Genomic DNA, 18,684 nt, shown 5'->3' with positions numbered 1-18,684 from the left:
AACTCTCAAAAGGAGCAATACATGACTGCCTTGAACCTGATTCCCGGCCAATTGAGCCTGGCTCAATTGCGTGACATCTATCAGCAACCGGTGACGCTCAGCCTCGACGCCAGCGCATCGGCGCAGATCGAAGCCAGCGTTGCCTGCGTGGAGCAGATCCTCGCCGAGAATCGCACAGCCTACGGCATCAACACCGGTTTCGGCCTGTTGGCCTCGACCCGCATCGCCAGCGAAGACCTGGAAAACCTGCAGCGCTCTTTGGTGCTGTCCCATGCCGCCGGCGTCGGCGAGCCGATCAGCGATGCGCTGGTGCGGTTGATCATGGTGCTCAAGGTCAACAGCCTGAGCCGGGGTTTCTCCGGCATTCGTCGGCAGGTGATCGATGCGCTGATCGCACTGATCAACGCCGAGGTCTACCCGCACATTCCGCTGAAAGGTTCGGTGGGCGCATCCGGTGACCTGGCGCCTCTGGCCCACATGTCCCTGGTGCTGCTGGGCGAGGGCAAGGCCCGTTACAAAGGCGAATGGCTGCCGGCTGTCGACGCCCTGAAAGTCGCCGGCCTCGCGCCGCTGACCCTGGCCGCCAAGGAAGGTCTGGCGTTGCTCAATGGCACCCAGGTGTCCACCGCGTTTGCCTTGCGCGGCCTGTTTGAAGGCGAAGACCTGTTTGCCGCTGCCCTGGCCCTGGGCAGCCTCACGGTGGAAGCGGTGCTTGGCTCACGCTCGCCATTCGATGCGCGCATCCATGCGGCTCGCGGCCAGAAAGGCCAGATCGATGCCGCCGCGGCCTATCGCGACCTGTTGGGCGAGCGCAGCGAAGTGTCGGATTCGCACCAGAACTGCGACAAGGTCCAGGACCCGTACTCCCTGCGTTGCCAGCCGCAAGTGATGGGCGCCTGCCTGACCCAGTTCCGCCAGGCCGGCGAGGTGCTGGTGATCGAGGCCAACGCTGTGTCGGATAACCCGCTGGTGTTCGCCGCCGAGGGCGACGTGATCTCCGGCGGCAACTTCCACGCCGAACCGGTGGCGATGGCTGCCGATAACATGGCCCTGGCGATCGCCGAGATCGGCTCCCTGAGCGAGCGGCGCATTTCGTTGATGATGGACAAGCACATGTCGCAACTGCCGCCATTCCTGGTGGCCAATGGCGGGGTCAACTCTGGCTTCATGATCGCCCAGGTTACCGCTGCGGCCTTGGCCAGTGAAAACAAGGCGCTGTCCCATCCTCATTCGGTGGACAGCCTGCCGACCTCGGCGAACCAGGAAGACCACGTCTCCATGGCCCCGGCCGCCGGCAAGCGCTTGTGGGAAATGGCCGAGAACACCCGCGGGATTCTCGCGGTGGAATGGCTGGCGGCGTGCCAGGGGTTGGATCTGCGCGGCGGCTTGAAAACCTCGGCCAAACTGGAACAGGCCCGGGCGTTGCTGCGTGCAGAAGTACCGTTTTACGAGAAGGACCGGTTCTTTGCGCCGGACATCAACGCGGCCAGTGAGCTGTTGGCGAGTCGGTGTCTGAACGAGCTGGTCACGGCGCAGTTGTTGCCGAGCCTTTGATGGCCACTTCGCGAGCAGGCTCGCTCCCACATGGATGGCGCACCCTCAGATTCTGCGCAACTTCTGTGGGAGCGAGCCTGCTCGCGAATCGATTTTGAATGCGACGAGGAAACCGGGATGAAAACCCTCTGGCAAAACTGCCACGCCGCCACCATGGCCCAGGGCGCCTACTCGATTATCGAAGACGCCGCCATTATTACTCAGGACGAGCACATCCAATGGATCGGCCCCCGTGCCGAATTGCCGGTGGGCGACTACCCGGCCATCAACGACCTGAAGGGCGCCTGGGTCACCCCGGGGCTGATCGATTGCCACACCCACGCGGTGTTCGGCGGCAACCGCAGCGGTGAATTCGAACAGCGCCTGCAAGGCGTCAGCTACGCCGACATCGCCGCGGCCGGCGGTGGCATCGCCAGCACCGTGCGCGCGACCCGCGCCGCCAGCGAGGACGAGCTGTTCGCCAGCGCCGCCAAACGCCTGAAAAGCCTGATGCGCGACGGCGTGACCACGGTGGAAATCAAGTCCGGCTACGGCCTCGACCTGCCCAGCGAACGCAAGATGCTGCGGGTCATCCGCCGCCTCGGCGCCGAGCTGCCGGTCAGCGTGCGTAGCACCTGCCTGGCGGCCCACGCCTTGCCACCGGAATACCAGGACCGCGCCGATGACTACATCGAGCACATCTGCACTGAAATGCTCCCGGCGTTGGCCGCCGAAGGGCTGGTGGATGCGGTGGATGCATTCTGCGAATACCTGGCGTTTTCCCCGGAGCAGGTCGAACGGGTGTTCTTGACCGCACAGCGATTGGGCCTGCCGGTTAAGCTGCACGCCGAGCAACTGTCGTCGTTGCATGGTTCCAGCCTGGCGGCGCGGTATCAGGCGCTGTCGGCCGATCACCTGGAATTCATGACCGAGGACGACGCCAAGGCCATGGCCGAGTCTGGCACCGTAGCGGTGCTGCTGCCGGGGGCATTTTATTTCCTGCGTGAAACCCAGTTGCCGCCCATGGATGCCCTGCGCAAGCACGGCGTGAAAATCGCCGTCGCCAGTGACCTCAACCCCGGCACCTCGCCCGCGCTGTCGTTGCGCCTGATGTTGAACATGGCCTGCACCTGCCTGCGCCTGACCCCGGAAGAAGCACTGGCGGGAGCAACGATTCATGCCGCCCAGGCCCTGGGCATGGCTCAGACCCACGGCTCGCTGGAAGCCGGCAAGGTGGCGGATTTTGTCGCCTGGCACATCGATCGCCCGGCCGATCTGTCGTACTGGCTCGGCGGCGATCTGGAAAAACGCGTCGTGCGCCACGGCGTGGAAATCGATTGAGGAGAACGGTTGTGGAGAAGGTCCTGAATTTCAAGCAAGGGCGCGTGCCGCTGTTGATCAGCATGCCTCACGCCGGCCTGCGCCTGACGCCGGCGGTAGAGGCCGGGTTGATCCCCGAGGCCCAGAGCCTGCCGGACACCGATTGGCATATCCCCCGGCTGTATGATTTCGCCGATGAGCTGGGCGCCAGCACCCTGGCGGCCGAATACTCGCGGTTCGTCGTCGACCTGAACCGTCCTTCTGATGACAAACCGATGTACGTCGGCGCCACCACCGGCCTGTACCCGGCGACGCTGTTCGATGGCGTGCCGTTGTTTCGTGAAGGCCTGGTGCCGTCCGCCGAGGAGCGGGCGACGTATCTGCAGCAGATCTGGATGCCCTACCATCAGGCCCTGCAACAGGAACTGGCGCGGCTCAAGGCCGAGTTCGGCTATGCCTTGCTGTTCGATGCCCACTCGATCCGTTCGGTGATCCCGCACCTGTTCGACGGCAAGCTGCCTGACTTCAATCTCGGCACGTTCAACGGCGCCAGTTGCGACCCGGCCCTGGCCAGCCAGCTCGAAGCCATTTGCGCCCGCCACGACCAGTTCACCCATGTGCTCAACGGACGCTTCAAGGGCGGACACATCACCCGGCACTACGGCAACCCGGCCGGGGACATTCACGCAGTGCAGCTGGAACTGTGCCAGAGCACCTACATGGAAGAGTTCGAGCCATTCAACTATCGCCCGGACCTGGCGGCGCCGACCCAGGTGGTACTCAGGGAGTTGCTGGAAGGTTTCCTGGCGTGGGGACAAGAGGCCTACAAACGCTAATTCGAGGTGAGGCGGCTATTGTGGCGAGGGAGCTTGCTCCCGCTTGAGTGCGCAGCGCTCACAAGATCCTTGGGGCGGCTTCGCCACCCAGCGGGAGCAAGCTCCCTCGCCACAGAAGCGTTCATCGTCTTACCTGTCGCCACCGTGCAAAACCGCGTCGCCACAGTTCATCTTCAGCCCCTCGACGCTGCGTAATGTTCCGGTCACGGTGCACCAAGACACCGGCCTACAATAATCCGCTGCCGCACGAGACCTTTCCGATGAAAAGACCGTTCAAACGCTGTCTGTCGATCCTCTGCGGTACCGTCCTGTTGAGCTCCGGCGCGATGGCTGCCGAGGCAACGTCCTGCCAGACCGTGCGCATGGGCGTGGTCAACTGGACCGATGTGATCGCCACCAGCGGCATGGCTGACGTACTGCTCACCGGCCTGGGCTACGAAAGCAAGCAGACCAGCGCCGTGCAGCAGATCATCTTCGCCGGCATCCGCGACAAGCGGCTCGACATTTTCCTGGGCTACTGGAAACCGGCGATGGACAAGAACATCGCCCCGTTCCTGGCGGCCAATCAAGTGAAAGTACTGGACAAACCAAGCCTGGCCGACGCCCAGGCGACCCTGGCCGTTCCCGACTACGTGGCGGCGGCGGGGCTCAAGACCTTCGCCGACATCGCCCGGTTCAAGGACCAGTTGGGGGCGAAAATCTACGGCATCGAGCCGGGCAGCGGCGCCAATACCACCATCAAGACCATGATCGAGACCAATCACTTCGGTCTCAAGGATTTCAAGCTGATCGAGTCCGGCGAGGCCGGGATGCTGGCGGCGGTGCAGCGGGCAGTCAATCGCAAGGAATTCGTGGTCTTCGTCGGCTGGACCCCACACCCGATGAACATCAACATGAACATCACTTACCTGACCGGCAGCGAAGACGTCTATGGCCCCAACGAAGGCGCCGCGACGGTCTCCATCGTCACCGCGCCGGATTACGCACAGCGGTGTCCGAACGTGCAGCGGCTGCTGGAGAACCTCACGTTTACCGCCGCCCAGGAAAGCCAGTTGATGGTGCCGATCATGGAGCGCAAGACGCCCCAGGACGTCGCGCGGCAATGGTTGCGCGAGCATCCCGAGGACCTGCAGCGCTGGCTCGCCGGCGTGACCAGCTTCGATGGCAAGGATGGCATCGCGGCGGTGCAGGCCAGTCTCAAGAACTGACCCAATCTTGCGGGTACTGATAACCCCCGTGGCGAGGGAGCTTGCTCCCGCTCGGTTGCGCAGCAGCCGCCAGGAAGCGAGGACTGCTGCGCAGCCCAGCGGGAGCAAGCTCCCTCGCCACAAAAGCTTTCGGGCTAAACCATAGCGTCCACGGCGAACCACAATGGCCTACCCACTCTCCCAGGCAATGTCCGCCTTCATCGACAAGACCCTGAGCTTCACCAGCCCGGATGACAGCCTCGCCGGCTCGCGCCAGGCTTACAGCCGGATGTGCCGGGCATTCACCCCGCCGCGCCCATCAACGCTTGCGGTCGAGGATCTGCACCTGGCTGGCGTCGCTGTCCGGGCCTATCACTTGCGTACTTCGCCGCCGCTCGCCGGGTGGCCGTGCATTCTTTATCTGCACGGTGGCGGTTGGGTGGTCGGGGACCTGGATTCCCATGATTTCATTTGCATGGAACTGGCCGCGGCCCTCGGCGTGCTGGTGGTGGCGGTGGATTACCGGCTCGCCCCCGAGCATCCGTTTCCCGCTGGGTTCGAAGATTGCCTCACCGTGTGGCGCCACCTGGGGGACCTGCCGTTTGCCATCAACCCTCGGCGCCGGGCCGTGGTGGGCGACAGCGCCGGCGGCAACCTCGCCGCTGCGGTGTGCCTGGCCTTGCGCGATGCAGGGCAGCCTCTGCCCCGGTCCCAGGTGCTGATCTACCCGGCGCTTGGTGGTCCCGAGCATTTACCGTCGCGCACCGAATGTTTCGACGCGCCGCTCTTGAGCCGCAGTGACCTGCAACGCTATGACGCGTGGTACCTGCGTGGTACCCAAACCTCAGCCTACGCCGCGCCATTGCTCGCCAATGATTTCAGCGGCCTGCCCGCGACGCTGGTTGCCGTGGCGCAATGGGATCCGCTGCGCGACGATGGCGTCCTCTATAACGAGCGCATGAGCGCCGCAGGGGTAGCCTCTGAGTTGTACAACGGCGAGGGTCTGGTCCACGGTTGCCTGCGCGCCCGGGGCCAGGTGCCGGAGGTCGATCAGCTATATCGCAGGCTACTGGCCTACCTGGCCGACACGCTTTGACTGCCGCAGGGCATGCTCATTAAGGTAATTCGGGTTTATGATGCCGGACGGCAGACTAAATAGAAGTCCCCACACGGATGACTCGACCCCTTACGGAGCGCGCAATGCAGACTTTGTACCCGCAGATCAAACCCCATGCCCGGCACGATCTGGCTGTCGATGACACCCACACGCTCTATGTCGATGAAAGCGGCTCGCCGGAAGGCCTGCCTGTCGTGTTCATCCACGGTGGCCCGGGGGCGGGTTGCGATGCGCAAAGCCGTCGCTACTTCGATCCGAATCTGTACCGCATCGTTACGTTCGATCAGCGCGGCTGCGGCCGTTCCACGCCTCACGCGAGCCTGGAAAACAACACCACCTGGGACCTCGTCGAAGACCTGGAGCGCATCCGCAAGCACCTGGGCATCGAAAAGTGGGTGCTGTTCGGCGGCTCCTGGGGCTCGACCCTGGCCCTGGCCTACGCTCAGACTCATCCGGAGCGGGTACATGGCCTGATCTTGCGTGGGATCTTTCTCTGCCGTCCGCAGGAAATCGAATGGTTCTACCAGGCCGGGGCCAGTCGCCTGTTTCCCGATTACTGGCAGGATTACATCGCGCCGATCCCCCTGGATGAGCGCGACGATCTGCTCAGCGCGTTCCACAAACGCCTGACCGGCAACGACCAGATCGCCCAGATGCACGCGGCCAAGGCCTGGTCCACCTGGGAGGGGCGCACCGCGACCCTGCGCCCGAACCCGCTGGTGGTCGATCGTTTCTCCGAGCCGCAGCGAGCGCTGTCGATCGCCCGGATCGAATGCCACTACTTCACCAACAACGCCTTTCTCGAACCCAATCAGTTGATTCGCGACATGGGCAAGATCGCCCATTTGCCGGGCGTCATCGTGCATGGTCGCTACGACGTGATCTGCCCTTTGGACAATGCCTGGGAGCTGCACCAGAACTGGCCCAACAGCGAGCTGCAGGTGATCCGTGACGCCGGCCATGCCGCTTCGGAACCAGGGATTACCGACGCGTTGGTGCGCGCCGCCGCGCAAATGGCCCGCCGCCTGCTCGACCTGCCCCCCGAAGAAGCATGAAGGGGTTGCTGCAGCGGGTTCGCGGCGCCCGGGTCGAAGTCGCGGGCGAGATCGTCGGGGCCGTGGACCATGGCTTGCTGGTGCTGATAGCCGTCGAGCCTGGGGATACCCGGGCCAGTGCCGACAAACTCCTGCACAAGCTGCTTAACTATCGGGTGTTCAGCGACGCCGACGGCAAGATGAACCTGTCCCTGGCGGACGTCGCGGGTGGTTTGCTGCTGGTCTCGCAGTTCACCCTGGCGGCGGACACCAAAAGCGGTCTGCGCCCGAGCTTTTCAACCGCCGCGCCGCCCGTCCTTGGCGAAGAGTTGTACAACTATCTGCTGAGCCAGGCGAAACAGGTGCATGGCACCGTGGCATCAGGTAGATTCGGCGCCGACATGCAAGTGCATCTGGTCAATGATGGCCCGGTAACCTTTCTGTTACAGGTCTGAAAGCGTTTGAAACATCTTTTCGGTCCGGTTTCGAGTCAAAACAGGGAGTTTTCTCGATAAATACTTTGCTAGCCCTGATGCGTTGTCACGCGGCCTACTAGATAATCGCGCGCTACGGGGGATCGGCGTTCGCCGGTCCATTTGACTTAGGTAGAGACTTGTCCTGAACCGTTTGGGGAATCATTTTGTCCCATCGGAGTCGGAACAATGCTCGCCAACTTGGCAAGAGTGGTCCGCAGGAGCGGTTTTTCAGCGCCGTTACCGTGCAGATACTTTATCTGGCCGTTGGTTTTTTGATCTGTTTTCGGCGAGGGTTGCTCGTGATTGTTAGTCCCTGTAATGCACCAAAAATGACTGCCAAACGGTTTAGAAACGCTCTGGTAGCGGGCTCGGCCCTGCTGTGCCTGTTTGGCGCGGGCCAACTGTGGGCATTCAGCCTGGATGATGTATCGGCGAAGGCACAAGAACTGGCCGGGCAGAAATTCGAAGCCCCGCGCAGCAACCTGCCGAACGAATTCCGCGAAATGAAATTCGCCGATTATCAGAAAATCCGTTTCCGCACCGAAAAAGCTGAATGGGCCGACCAGAAGACACCGTTCAGGCTGTCCTTCTATCACCAGGGCATGCATTTCGACACACCGGTGAAGATCAATGAAATCACCGCGACCACCGTCGAAGAGATCAAATACGACCCGACACGCTTCGATTTCGGTGATGTGAAGTTCGATCCGAAGGCCACCGAACAATTGGGCTACGCGGGTTTCCGCGTGTTGTACCCGATCAACAAGGCCGACAAGCAAGACGAAATCATGACCATGCTCGGCGCCAGCTACTTCCGCGTCATCGGCAAGGGCCAGGTTTATGGCTTGTCCGCTCGCGGCATGGCGATCGATACCGCATTGCCATCGGGTGAAGAGTTCCCGCGTTTTCGTGAGTTCTGGATCCAGCGTCCGAAGCCGACCGACAAGCACCTGGTGATCTTCGCCTTGCTCGATTCGCCACGGGCCACCGGCGCTTATCGCCTGACTGTGCGCCCGGGCACCGATACCGTCGTTGACGTCAAATCGCGTGTTTTCCTGCGTGATCGCGTCAACAAGCTGGGCATCGCCCCGTTGACCAGCATGTTCCTGTTCGGCGCGAATCAGCCGTCCAAGGTCCTGAACTACCGTCGCGAGCTCCACGACTCCAGCGGCCTGTCCATCCATGCCGGCAACGGCGAGTGGATCTGGCGTCCGCTGAACAACCCGAAACACCTGGCCGTGAGCAACTTCTCGGTAGAAAACCCGCGTGGTTTCGGCCTGCTGCAACGTGGTCGTGACTTCAGCCACTACGAAGACCTGGACGACCGCTACGAAAAACGTCCAAGCGCCTGGATCGAACCGAAAGGCGACTGGGGCAAGGGTACCGTCGACCTCGTCGAGATCCCGACCGCCGACGAAACCAACGACAATATCGTTGCGTTCTGGAGCCCGGAAAAACTGCCTGAGCCAGGCCAGCCACTGGACTTCGCCTATCGCCTGCACTGGACACTTGATGAAGCCAGCCTGCACTCGCCAGACAGCGCCTGGGTCAAGCAGACCCTGCGTTCCACGGGTGACGTGAAGCAGTCCAACCTGATTCGCCAGCCGGATGGCAGCGTGGCCTACCTGGTCGATTTCGAAGGCCCGTCCCTGCAAGCCCTGCCTGAAGACGCCGAGGTGCGTAGCCAGGTGAGCGTGGGTGACAACGGCGAAATCGTCGAGAACAGCGTGCGCTACAACCCTGAAACCAAGGGCTGGCGCCTGACGTTGCGCCTGAAGATCAAGGATCCGGGCAAGGCGACCGAGATGCGTGCCGCGTTGGTCCGGCCGCTGGTTCCTGTAGAGCTGCCGGCTACCTCGCATTCCGTGACCACGCTGGCCAAGGCCGACAAGGTCGCCAAGCAGCAGAGCGAGAAAGAGAAAGCCAACGAACAGGCCGGCGAGCAGCAGGAAGCCAAGGCCGTCAAGGCGTCCACCGCCGCCGCCGAGCCGACCCCAACCCCGCAGGAACCGGAGCAGACTGAGCAAGTCCTGACCGAGACCTGGAGCTATCAGTTGCCTGCCGATGAGTAATACTTCCGTACAGCCAGTGTCTCTGAGCGAGTATCTGGCCCATTTGCCGATGACCGACGAGCAGCGCGCCGAACTGGCGGGCTGCAAGTCCTTCAGCGAATTGCATGAACGCCTGGCTTCGTCGACGTTCGATGCGCCCGACGAGGCTGCCCAAGCCTCGGTGGGCCGTCGCCTGGCGCTCAGCACTGCCGAGGAACTCGAGGACGCCGAAATGCTGGCCCTCGATTCCAGTGGCCGTGTATGCCTGAAGGCTACTCCGCCGATTCGCCGGACCAAGGTCGTGCCGGAGCCATGGCGCACCAACATCCTGGTACGCGCCTGGCGCCGCCTGACCGGTCGCACCAACCCGCCGAAGCCGCCCAAGGACGAGCGCGTCTTGCCGCATGCGCGCTGGCGTACCGTGGGTTCGATCCGCCGCTACATCCTGTTGATCCTGATGCTCGGCCAGACCATCGTGGCCGGCTGGTACATGAAAGGCATCATGCCGTACCAGGGCTGGTCGCTGGTGGACTTGGATGAAGTGCTGCATCAGCCGCTGCTGCAGACGGCCACGCAAGTGCTGCCATACGCGCTGCAAACCAGCATCCTGATCCTGTTCGGGATCCTGTTCTGCTGGGTCTCGGCCGGTTTCTGGACCGCGCTGATGGGATTCCTCGAACTGCTCACCGGGCATGACAAGTACCGCATTTCCGGTGCCAGCGCCGGTAACGAGCCAATTCCCAAGGATGCCCGCACCGCCCTGGTGATGCCGATCTGTAACGAGGACGTGCCACGGGTATTCGCCGGTCTGCGCGCCACGTTCGAGTCGGTTGCGGCCACGGGTGACCTGGACCGCTTCGACTTCTTCGTGCTCAGCGACAGTAACGAAACCGATATCTGCGTCGCCGAGCAGCAGGCCTGGCTGGATGTCTGCCGTGAAACCGGGGGCTTCGGCAAGATATTCTATCGCCGCCGCCGTCGCCGCGTGAAACGCAAGAGCGGCAACCTCGACGACTTCTGCCGTCGCTGGGGCAGCGACTACAAGTACATGGTCGTGCTCGACGCCGACAGCGTCATGAGCGGCGAATGCCTGACCAGCCTGGTGCGCCTGATGGAAGCCACGCCGGACGCTGGCATCATCCAGACCGCACCACGTGCCTCGGGCATGGACACGCTGTATGCGCGCATGCAGCAGTTCGCCACACGGGTCTACGGTCCGCTGTTCACCGCCGGCCTGCACTTCTGGCAGTTGGGCGAGTCGCACTACTGGGGCCACAACGCGATCATCCGCATGAAGCCGTTTATCGACCACTGCGCCCTGGCGCCGTTGCCCGGTAAAGGTGCCTTCTCCGGTGCGATCCTCTCCCACGACTTTGTTGAAGCTGCGCTGATGCGCCGTGCCGGCTGGGGCGTGTGGATTGCCTATGACCTGCCGGGGAGCTACGAAGAGCTGCCACCGAACCTGCTGGACGAACTCAAGCGTGACCGTCGCTGGTGCCACGGCAACCTGATGAACTTCCGGCTGTTCCTGGTCAAGGGCATGCACCCGGTGCACCGTGCGGTGTTCCTGACCGGCGTGATGTCCTACCTGTCGGCACCGCTGTGGTTCTTCTTCCTGGTGCTGTCCACCGCGCTGCTGGCGGTGAACACGCTGATGGAGCCGCAGTACTTCCTCGAGCCGCGCCAGTTGTATCCGCTGTGGCCACAATGGCATCCGGAAAAAGCCATCGCGCTGTTCTCGACTACCATCGTGCTGCTGTTCCTGCCCAAGCTCTTGAGCATCGTGTTGATCTGGGCGAAAGGCGCGAAGGAGTTCGGCGGCAAGTTCAAGGTCACGATGTCGATGCTGCTGGAAATGCTGTTCTCCATGCTGCTGGCGCCGGTGCGCATGATCTTCCACACCCGTTTCGTGCTGGCCGCCTTCCTGGGCTGGGCCGCGACCTGGAACTCGCCCAAGCGTGACGATGACTCCACGCCTTGGAGCGAAGCCATCAAGCGCCACGGCCCGCAGACCCTGCTGGGCTTCTTCTGGGCCTTGCTGGTGATCTGGCTGAACCCGAGCTTCCTGTGGTGGCTCGTGCCGATTGTCGGCTCGCTGATGTTGTCGATCCCGGTTTCGGTGATCTCCAGCCGCGTGGGCCTGGGCTTGAAGTCCCGTGATGAAAGCCTGTTCCTGATTCCCGAGGAATACGCGCCGCCACAGGAACTGCTGTCGACTGACCAGTACACCCATGAAAACCGTTGGCACGCGCTGAATGACGGCTTCATCCGGGCGGTGGTCGATCCGCGACAGAACGCCTTGGCGTACGCATTGGCTACCTCCCGTCACGGCAAGGCCGAGCCGATCGAATGGCTGCGCGTCGAGCGCGTCCGTCATGCCTTGAAGGTAGGCCCGGCCGGGCTCAACAACGCCGAGCGATTGGCGCTGCTGAGCGATCCGGTGGCCCTGTCCCGCCTGCATGAGCAGGTCTGGAGCGAGGCGCATCCCGAGTGGCTGGCGGCGTGGCGTGAATCGGTCAAGGCCGATCCGCATGCACCGTTGCTGCCGCTTCAACCGGTGGGCGCACAGCCTCAACTGGCCTGATACTCAAAAAGCCCCGCTTCTGAAAAGAAGCGGGGCTTTTTGTTGGGCGCATTTTTATCGGTGGTTCGCTCTTGTGGCGAGGAGCTTGCTCCCGCTGGATGACGTAGCTGCCTGATGTTTCTAGGTAATGGAGCCGCCAGACATCGCTGCTAAACGAAAAGGGTGGCGGCAGTACGCGGGTTAGCAGACCAGGAATCAAGGAACCCGGCGCACCGAAGTGCCCCACGCACAGCCGCCATAAAACGGACCTGCGTGCCTTGATATTATGCCGAGCTGCTAAACCCGATCGCTGAACTGTCAGCGACCTGCAAACGTTAGAGCCCAGGGCCAAGGCGCACAAGCCGGCGGATTCTGGCGTAGTTGTAGGCAAAGGCGCAAGACGTCGTAGCCTTGGGATGACGGACTGTGGGACGTAGGTATTTTTGTATGTATATCCGTTGTTTAGGTCACGGCTGCTTATGGTTCCGTCCTTACGACGGGTCACTTTTGAGAAGCGCAAAAGTAACCAAAACGCTTTTGCCCCACCACTCGGTGCCTCGCTAAGGCTCGGCATGCCCTCACTCCGGCATTGCTCCGTGGGCCCGCCGCGAAGGACCATCCATGGTCCAGCGCGGCTACCTCGGCATCCATGCCGAGGTGCCCACTCCACAATGCCTGCGTTCGGCCAGCGTGGTTAACGGGGCGCCCGAGATCCACGTCCACCGCGAGGCGGCCTGATAGCCGACCTGTCTCTAGGTGACCGCGTTCATTCTGTAGGAGTGAGTTTGTTCGCGAACAACCTGCACATTCGACATTTTTCGTTGGTGGCCGCATTAACCGTGGCGAGGGAGCTTGCTCCCGCTGGGCTGCGGAGGAGCCCCCAAAACCATTCGGCAAGATGCATCAGGGAAACAGCAGGTCGTTTTTTACGGCCGCTGCGCAGCCGAGCGGGAGCAAGCTCCCTCGCCACGGGTTTGTTGTTTGTTCAGGAAAAATGGTTTTTTCATGTGGGAGTGAAGACCGCGGCACTTTCGCCATGCATGCCAACTGCCCCAGCGTCATCACGAGCAAGCTCGGGTCCCACAGGGAAACGCGGTCACCAAAGAAACAGGTCGGCTTTCAGGCCGCCTCGCGGTGGACGTGGATCTCGGGCGCCCCGTTAACCACGATGGCCGAACGCAGGTATTGCGTAGTGGGCATCCCGGCATGGATGCCGGGATAGCCGCGCTGGGCCATGGATGGCCCTTCGCGGCGGGCCCACGGAGCAATGCCGGAGTGAGGGCACACCGAGCCTAAGCGAGGTGCCAAGTGGTGGGGCAGAGGCGCTTTGGTTACTTTCGCGCCTTTCGAAAGTGACTCGCCGTCAGGGCGAAACCCTAAGTAGCCATTACTTAAACAACGGATATACACACAACTTCAACACCCGAATCAAACCCGAAACCGGCCCACCAACGTCTGCAAATGAACCCCCAACCGCGCCAGTTCGGCACTGGAGGCGGCTGTCTCCTCACTGGACGACGCCGTCTGCTCTGACACATCCCGCACATTCAGCACGCTACGGTTGATCTCCTCGGCCACCGCACTCTGCTGCTCTGCCGCCGCTGCGATCTGCTGGTTCATCGACTGGATCGCCGACACCGTGCGAGTGATGTTTTCCAGCGAGCCACCGGCGCGGCGGGTCAGTTCGACGCTGCTGTCGGTCAGGCTGCGGCTGTTGTCCATGATGGTCGCGACCTGTTCGGTACCCGCTTGCAGGCCGACGATCAGTTCTTCGATTTCCTCGGTGGACTTCTGGGTGCGCTGGGCCAGGCTGCGAACTTCGTCGGCCACCACGGCGAAGCCGCGCCCGGCTTCACCGGCTCGGGCTGCCTCGATGGCCGCGTTGAGCGCCAGCAGGTTGGTTTGCTGGGCCACCGACTTGATCACGTCCAGGACGCTGCCGATCTTGTCGCTTTCGCGCTTCAGATCGCCCATGGCGGCGGTAGAGTTGCCCACTTCCCGCGCCAGGCGCTCGATCTGGGCGATGGCTTCGCCGACGACCTTGTCACCTTCGCGGGCCTGTTGGTCGGCGGCGACGGCGGCCTCGGAGGCTTCCTCGGCGTTGCGCGCCACTTCCTGCACGGTGGCGGTCATTTCGTGCATGGCAGTGGCGACCTGATCGGTCTCGATCTTCTGGCTATTGACCCCGGCGCTGGTCTGTTCGGTCACCGCCGAGAGTTGTTCAGCAGCGCTGGCGATCTGGGTAACGCCTTCACCGATGCCGCCGATCAACTGCCGCAAGCCAACGGTCATGCGTTGCATGGCACGTTGCAATTGACCGAGTTCGTCGCGGCGTTCGGATGTCAGGTTGTGGGTAAGATCGCCCGCGGCGACGCGTTCTGCCACCTTCAGGGTCTCATCCAGCGGGCCGACGATCTGCCGAGTGATGAGCAAGGCGGCGATCACACCGAACAGCAGCGCCAGTGCGGCGGCTGCGATCAGGACGGTCTTGGCCTGGGCGGTGTCGTGGTCGCGCACGGCCGTCTGGGACGCGGTGAGCTTCTGGCTGGAGTCGATCAGGACCTGGCCTTGCTCGCTCATACGCTGCAGAGCGGCACCGTTATCAAGTTGGGAGTCACGGAACTGGCTGACTGCCGCCCGGTAGATGTTCATCGAGTCGCTGGCCTGCTGGAGCCTGTCGGCGTGTTCCTCAGGCAACTGGGCTGGCAAGCGTGCCAGCAGTTTCAGGACATCGGTAATTGCATCGATGGCCGGCTGTTGGGCCTCGCTTTTGCCGCTGTAGGTGTAACCGCGAACCTGATAGCGTGCCTGTTGGATCGCCTTGCTCAAGGTCACCACGCTGTTGAACTGGGTGATGTCGCCGCCCTGCAGCAGCGCTTTCTCCACTTCGGCGACGCGGGCTACGGTGCTATCGGCACTGGCGCCCAGCTTGCCGCGGGCATCTTCGCGGCTGACGGTGGCGCTGGTCATCTGGGCGAAGGCGCTTTTGTATTCGGCGACGGCGGCCAGTTGCTTGTCGATCAACGCCACGTCGTCAGGCTGTTCGATCATCTCGCGAGCTGTCTTCAACCCGGCTTCGAGCTTGCCGAGCAGGTCGTTGACCTGCTGCGGGCCTTTTTCGCCGCGCGTGGTGTTGTAGTCGATGCTGGCGAGGTCAAGGTCCTTGCTCAGGTCGTTCAGGCTGGCAATGAACCCCAGCTTGTCGCCCCGGCTGATGACATTGCCCAGGCCGGACCAGCCGGTGAACGCGATCATCAGGGTGAGGAACAGCACCAGGCCGAAGCCGAAGCCAAGTTTGCGATTAACGCTTACGTTTCCCAGACCCTGGGCAAGCCACCGGAACATGCTGATACTCCCTTGGAGCGTTGAATTGGTTTTATGGGGACTGTATCGGCGGCTTTGGCGGGAGCTGTAGAAAATAGACGCGACGGGTGTTTTTCGTGGCGAGGGAGCTTGCTCCCGCTTGGTCGCGAAGCGGCCACCCGGGGGCAGGAATTTACGACTGCTTCGCAGCCGAGCGGGAGCAAGCTCCCTCGCCACAGGAAAGCAAACAGTTCGTTAGAACAGCCGTGCAAGCAGGGCCGTGACGGCGGTCTCGACCCGCAGGATCCGTTCGCCGAGCTGCACCGGTTGCAGGCCGGCCTTGCCCAGCAGGTCGATTTCGTAGGGGATCCAGCCGCCTTCCGGGCCGATGGCCAAGGTCACCGGTTCTGTCAGCGCGCGCGGGCAGGGCGGGTGATTGCCAGGATGGCCGACCAGCCCGAGGGTGCCTTCAACGATGGCGGGCAGGCGATCTTCGACGAAGGGCTTGAAGCGTTTTTCAATGATGATTTCCGGCAGCACGCTGTCCCGGGCCTGCTCCAGGCCAAGAATCAGTTGTTCGCGAATCGCCTCGGGTTCCAGGAAGGGCGTCTGCCAGAAGCTCTTTTCCACACGATAACTGTTCACCAGCACCACGCGCGGCACGCCCATGGTGGCGACGGTCTGGAATACCCGGCGGAGCATCTTCGGACGCGGCAATGCCAACACCAGGGTCAGCGGCAACTTGGCCGGCGGCGGCTGGTCGAGGGTCACTTGCAGTTCGGCTTCGCGAGCCTCCAGGCGCAACACCTGGGCCGTGCCCATCAGGCCACCGATACGGCCGACCCGCAGGCTGTCGCCGACGGCGCTGCGGTGGACTTCCAGCATGTGCGTCAGGCGCCGATCGCTCAGGATGACGCGGTCCGGCTCGATGAAATCGGCCTCTTCGAGCAGCAGCAGGTTCACGCTTGGGTCGCTGGCGGCTGGTCGTTGTGGTCGTCGACCGGCTGGTCCTCGGGTTCTTCTTCGCGGCGCTTGCGCACCAGGCCGCCGAACAGGATGCCGATCTCGAACAGCAGCCACATCGGCACGGCCAGCAAGGTCTGGGAGAAAATATCCGGCGGCGTGAGGATCATGCCGACCACGAAGCAACCGATGATCACGTACGGACGGATTTTCTTCAGGTAGGCGACGTCGACCACGCCGATCCACACCAGCAATACCACCGCCACGGGAATCTCGAACGCCACGCCAAAGGCGAAGAACAGCGTCATGACGAAATCCAGGTAGCTGGTAATGTCGGTCATCATTTCCACGCCTGCCGGGGTGGCGGCGGCGAAGAACTTGAAGATCAGCGGGAATACGAAGAAGTAGGCGAAGGCCATGCCGGTGTAGAACAGCAGGATGCTCGACACCAGCAGCGGCACGGCGATGCGTTTTTCATGCTTGTACAGGCCCGGAGCGATGAAGCCCCAGATCTGATGCAGGATCACCGGGATCGCCAGGAACAGCGAGACCATCATCGTCAGTTTCAACGGCGTCAGGAACGGCGACGAGACATCGGTGGCGATCATCGTCGCGCCTACCGGCAGGTACTCGCGCAGCGGCGTGGAGACGAAGGTGTAGATCTGCTGGGTGAAGGCAAACAGCCCGGCAAAGATGATGCACACCGCCGCGACGCAGCGCAGCAGGCGGGTGCGCAACTCGGTGAGGTGCGATACCAGCGGCATCGGCTGGTCGTTTTCAGGGATATCGCTCATGGGGCTCGCGGCGGCAGAGTGGAGTCGTTGGGAGTCGGGGGCGTCGCAGTCACCGGATCAACCGGTTTGGCCGGTTCAACCACAACTGGCGCAGCTTCGACCGCCGGGACCTGGGGAGCAATCGTCGGCTCGGCCACGGGCTGGACCGGCGTCGGCTCCTGCTGGGTCGGCGAGAAGATCTTCCGTGCTTCCTGTTCCAGGGACAGGATGTGTTCGTTGTGCAGTTGCCGACGGATGTCGTCGGCACCGATTTCACGTTCAACTTCCTGTTTGATCGCATTGAAGCTGCGCTTCAGGCGCCCGATCCACAGACCGGCGGTGCGCGCAGCGCCCGGCAGGCGTTCGGGCCCCAGTACCAACAGGGCGACGAGGCCGACGAGCAGCAGTTCAGTGAAGCTGATCCCAAACATTAGTCAGTGCTCACGAGTCTTTGCGGATTGGCTCTTCGACTTTCTGGGCCTGCACGTCGATGGTGTTCGGCGCATTCACCGGCTGCGTGGCCTGTGGGTGTACCGGTTGGGCCGGTTGTACCGGTTGCGACGGATTGGCCTGTGGGTCGGCCGGCTTCTCGTCATCGTTCATGGCCTTGCGAAAGCCCTTGATCGACTCACCGACATCGGTGCCGAGGTTTTTCAGTTTCTTGGTGCCGAACACCAGCACCACGACCACCAGAATGACGATCCAGTGTTTCCAGTCAAAAATACCCATGTGGCTATTCCTCTCAAAAGTTGATCAGGCGGACGGGCGCGAGGCTTTCTCGACGTGCCCGGACAGACCGAAGCGACGGTCCAGTTCATCCAGTACGGCCTGCGGATGCTGCCCCAGTTGGGCGAGCATGACGAGGCTGTGGAACCACAGGTCGGCGGTCTCGTAGATCACGTCGCTGCAGTCGCCGCTGATGGCAGCGTCCTTGGCGGCAATGATGGTTTCGACCGACTCTTCGCCGACCTTTTCCAGAATCTTGTTCAAACCCTTGTGGTACAGGCTGGCGACATAGGAGCTGTCGGCCGCGGCGCCCTTGCGCTCTTCCAGCACCTGGGCCAGGCGGGTCAGGGTGTCACTCATGGTTGTGTCCTGAATAGATGGCGTGCGGGTCCTTGAGTACCGGGTCGACGGTTTTCCAGTCGCCGTTCTCGAAGACACGGTAGAAGCAGCTTTGACGGCCGGTATGGCAGGCGATTTCACCGACCTGTTCGACCATCAGGATAATGACGTCGCCGTCGCAGTCCAGGCGCATCTCGTGCAGGTGTTGCACGTGCCCGGACTCTTCACCCTTGCGCCACAGCTTGCCACGGGAACGTGACCAATAGATGGCGCGATTCTCGGCGGCGGTCAGGGCCAGCGCCTCGCGGTTCATCCAGGCCATCATCAGCACACGCCCGGTCTTGTGATCCTGGGCGATCGCCGGCACCAGGCCGTCGGCGTCCCATTTGATCTCGTCCTGCCAGTTTTTCATCTTCGACTCCGACCATGGGCCGCGCACTTCCAGTCGGCGGGCCCAGCGTTG

16 protein-coding genes are annotated in these 18,684 nt (G+C 62.5%); 9 read left to right on the top strand and 7 right to left on the bottom strand.

Annotated elements, in window-relative coordinates:
* Nucleotides 1-21: 21 nt before the first annotated feature.
* The 9 genes from hutH to mdoH all read left to right on the top strand — a co-directional run bounded on the left by hutH (nucleotide 22) and on the right by mdoH (nucleotide 12,138).
* On the top strand, nucleotides 22-1,554 hold the full coding sequence (hutH, locus tag J3P89_RS26400; RefSeq protein ID WP_434696129.1) for a histidine ammonia-lyase: 1,533 nt from the start codon (nucleotides 22-24) through the stop codon (nucleotides 1,552-1,554).
* Between the two features lie 117 nt (nucleotides 1,555-1,671).
* On the top strand, nucleotides 1,672-2,874 hold the full coding sequence (gene hutI / locus J3P89_RS26395; RefSeq protein WP_434696126.1) for an imidazolonepropionase: 1,203 nt from the start codon (nucleotides 1,672-1,674) through the stop codon (nucleotides 2,872-2,874).
* Between the two features lie 11 nt (nucleotides 2,875-2,885).
* The gene (hutG, locus tag J3P89_RS26390) at nucleotides 2,886-3,689 is read left to right on the top strand and encodes an N-formylglutamate deformylase (protein ID WP_434696124.1); all 804 of its coding nucleotides are present in this window, start codon (nucleotides 2,886-2,888) and stop codon (nucleotides 3,687-3,689) included.
* A gap of 260 nt (nucleotides 3,690-3,949) precedes the next feature.
* Nucleotides 3,950-4,897, top strand: coding sequence for a choline ABC transporter substrate-binding protein (locus J3P89_RS26385; RefSeq protein ID WP_434696122.1), 948 nt, complete (start codon nucleotides 3,950-3,952; stop codon nucleotides 4,895-4,897).
* 163 nt (nucleotides 4,898-5,060) lie between these two features.
* On the top strand, nucleotides 5,061-5,972 hold the full coding sequence (locus tag J3P89_RS26380) for an alpha/beta hydrolase (RefSeq protein WP_434696120.1): 912 nt from the start codon (nucleotides 5,061-5,063) through the stop codon (nucleotides 5,970-5,972).
* A 104-nt stretch (nucleotides 5,973-6,076) separates the two neighbouring features.
* Nucleotides 6,077-7,048, top strand: a complete 972-nt coding sequence (pip, locus tag J3P89_RS26375; protein WP_003196909.1) for a prolyl aminopeptidase — start codon at nucleotides 6,077-6,079, stop codon at nucleotides 7,046-7,048.
* Entirely contained in the window at nucleotides 7,045-7,482 is a 438-nt protein-coding gene (gene dtd, locus J3P89_RS26370) for a D-aminoacyl-tRNA deacylase (protein ID WP_434653960.1), read from the top strand. Before pip ends, dtd begins: the two co-directional genes overlap by 4 nt.
* A 350-nt stretch (nucleotides 7,483-7,832) precedes the next feature.
* A complete protein-coding gene (locus J3P89_RS26365; protein WP_434602573.1) occupies nucleotides 7,833-9,575 on the top strand; it encodes a glucan biosynthesis protein G in 1,743 nt (580 codons plus the stop codon).
* Nucleotides 9,568-12,138, top strand: a complete 2,571-nt coding sequence (gene mdoH / locus J3P89_RS26360) for a glucans biosynthesis glucosyltransferase MdoH (protein WP_434570189.1) — start codon at nucleotides 9,568-9,570, stop codon at nucleotides 12,136-12,138. Before J3P89_RS26365 ends, mdoH begins: the two co-directional genes overlap by 8 nt.
* A gap of 1,407 nt (nucleotides 12,139-13,545) precedes the next feature.
* Here the strand turns inward: mdoH and J3P89_RS26355 are convergent.
* The 7 genes from J3P89_RS26355 to hisI all read right to left on the bottom strand — a co-directional run bounded on the left by J3P89_RS26355 (nucleotide 13,546) and on the right by hisI (nucleotide 18,633).
* Nucleotides 13,546-15,462, bottom strand: coding sequence for a methyl-accepting chemotaxis protein (locus tag J3P89_RS26355; protein ID WP_434626477.1), 1,917 nt, complete (start codon nucleotides 15,460-15,462; stop codon nucleotides 13,546-13,548).
* Nucleotides 15,463-15,675: 213 nt separating this feature from the next.
* Complete coding sequence (locus J3P89_RS26350) at nucleotides 15,676-16,383, bottom strand: 16S rRNA (uracil(1498)-N(3))-methyltransferase (RefSeq protein ID WP_434696116.1); 708 nt, start codon at nucleotides 16,381-16,383, stop codon at nucleotides 15,676-15,678.
* Nucleotides 16,380-17,177 carry a twin-arginine translocase subunit TatC gene (gene tatC / locus J3P89_RS26345; protein WP_434696114.1) on the bottom strand — a complete coding sequence of 266 codons (798 nt, stop codon included), beginning with the start codon at nucleotides 17,175-17,177 and terminating at the stop codon, nucleotides 16,380-16,382. The genes J3P89_RS26350 and tatC overlap by 4 nt, the downstream gene beginning before the upstream one ends.
* A complete protein-coding gene (gene tatB, locus J3P89_RS26340) occupies nucleotides 17,174-17,587 on the bottom strand; it encodes a Sec-independent protein translocase protein TatB (protein ID WP_434570182.1) in 414 nt (137 codons plus the stop codon). Before tatB ends, tatC begins: the two co-directional genes overlap by 4 nt.
* Before the next feature lie 10 nt (nucleotides 17,588-17,597).
* The gene (locus tag J3P89_RS26335; protein WP_434696112.1) at nucleotides 17,598-17,885 is read right to left on the bottom strand and encodes a twin-arginine translocase TatA/TatE family subunit; all 288 of its coding nucleotides are present in this window, start codon (nucleotides 17,883-17,885) and stop codon (nucleotides 17,598-17,600) included.
* A 24-nt stretch (nucleotides 17,886-17,909) separates the two neighbouring features.
* The gene (locus tag J3P89_RS26330; RefSeq protein ID WP_003186671.1) at nucleotides 17,910-18,242 is read right to left on the bottom strand and encodes a phosphoribosyl-ATP diphosphatase; all 333 of its coding nucleotides are present in this window, start codon (nucleotides 18,240-18,242) and stop codon (nucleotides 17,910-17,912) included.
* A complete protein-coding gene (gene hisI, locus J3P89_RS26325; protein WP_305497371.1) occupies nucleotides 18,235-18,633 on the bottom strand; it encodes a phosphoribosyl-AMP cyclohydrolase in 399 nt (132 codons plus the stop codon). Before hisI ends, J3P89_RS26330 begins: the two co-directional genes overlap by 8 nt.
* Nucleotides 18,634-18,684 lie beyond the last annotated feature (51 nt).

The organism is Pseudomonas sp. Z1-14 (assembly GCF_051132005.1).
Classification (GTDB): domain Bacteria; phylum Pseudomonadota; class Gammaproteobacteria; order Pseudomonadales; family Pseudomonadaceae; genus Aquipseudomonas.
This window is presented reverse-complemented; position numbering and strand designations above follow the sequence as displayed.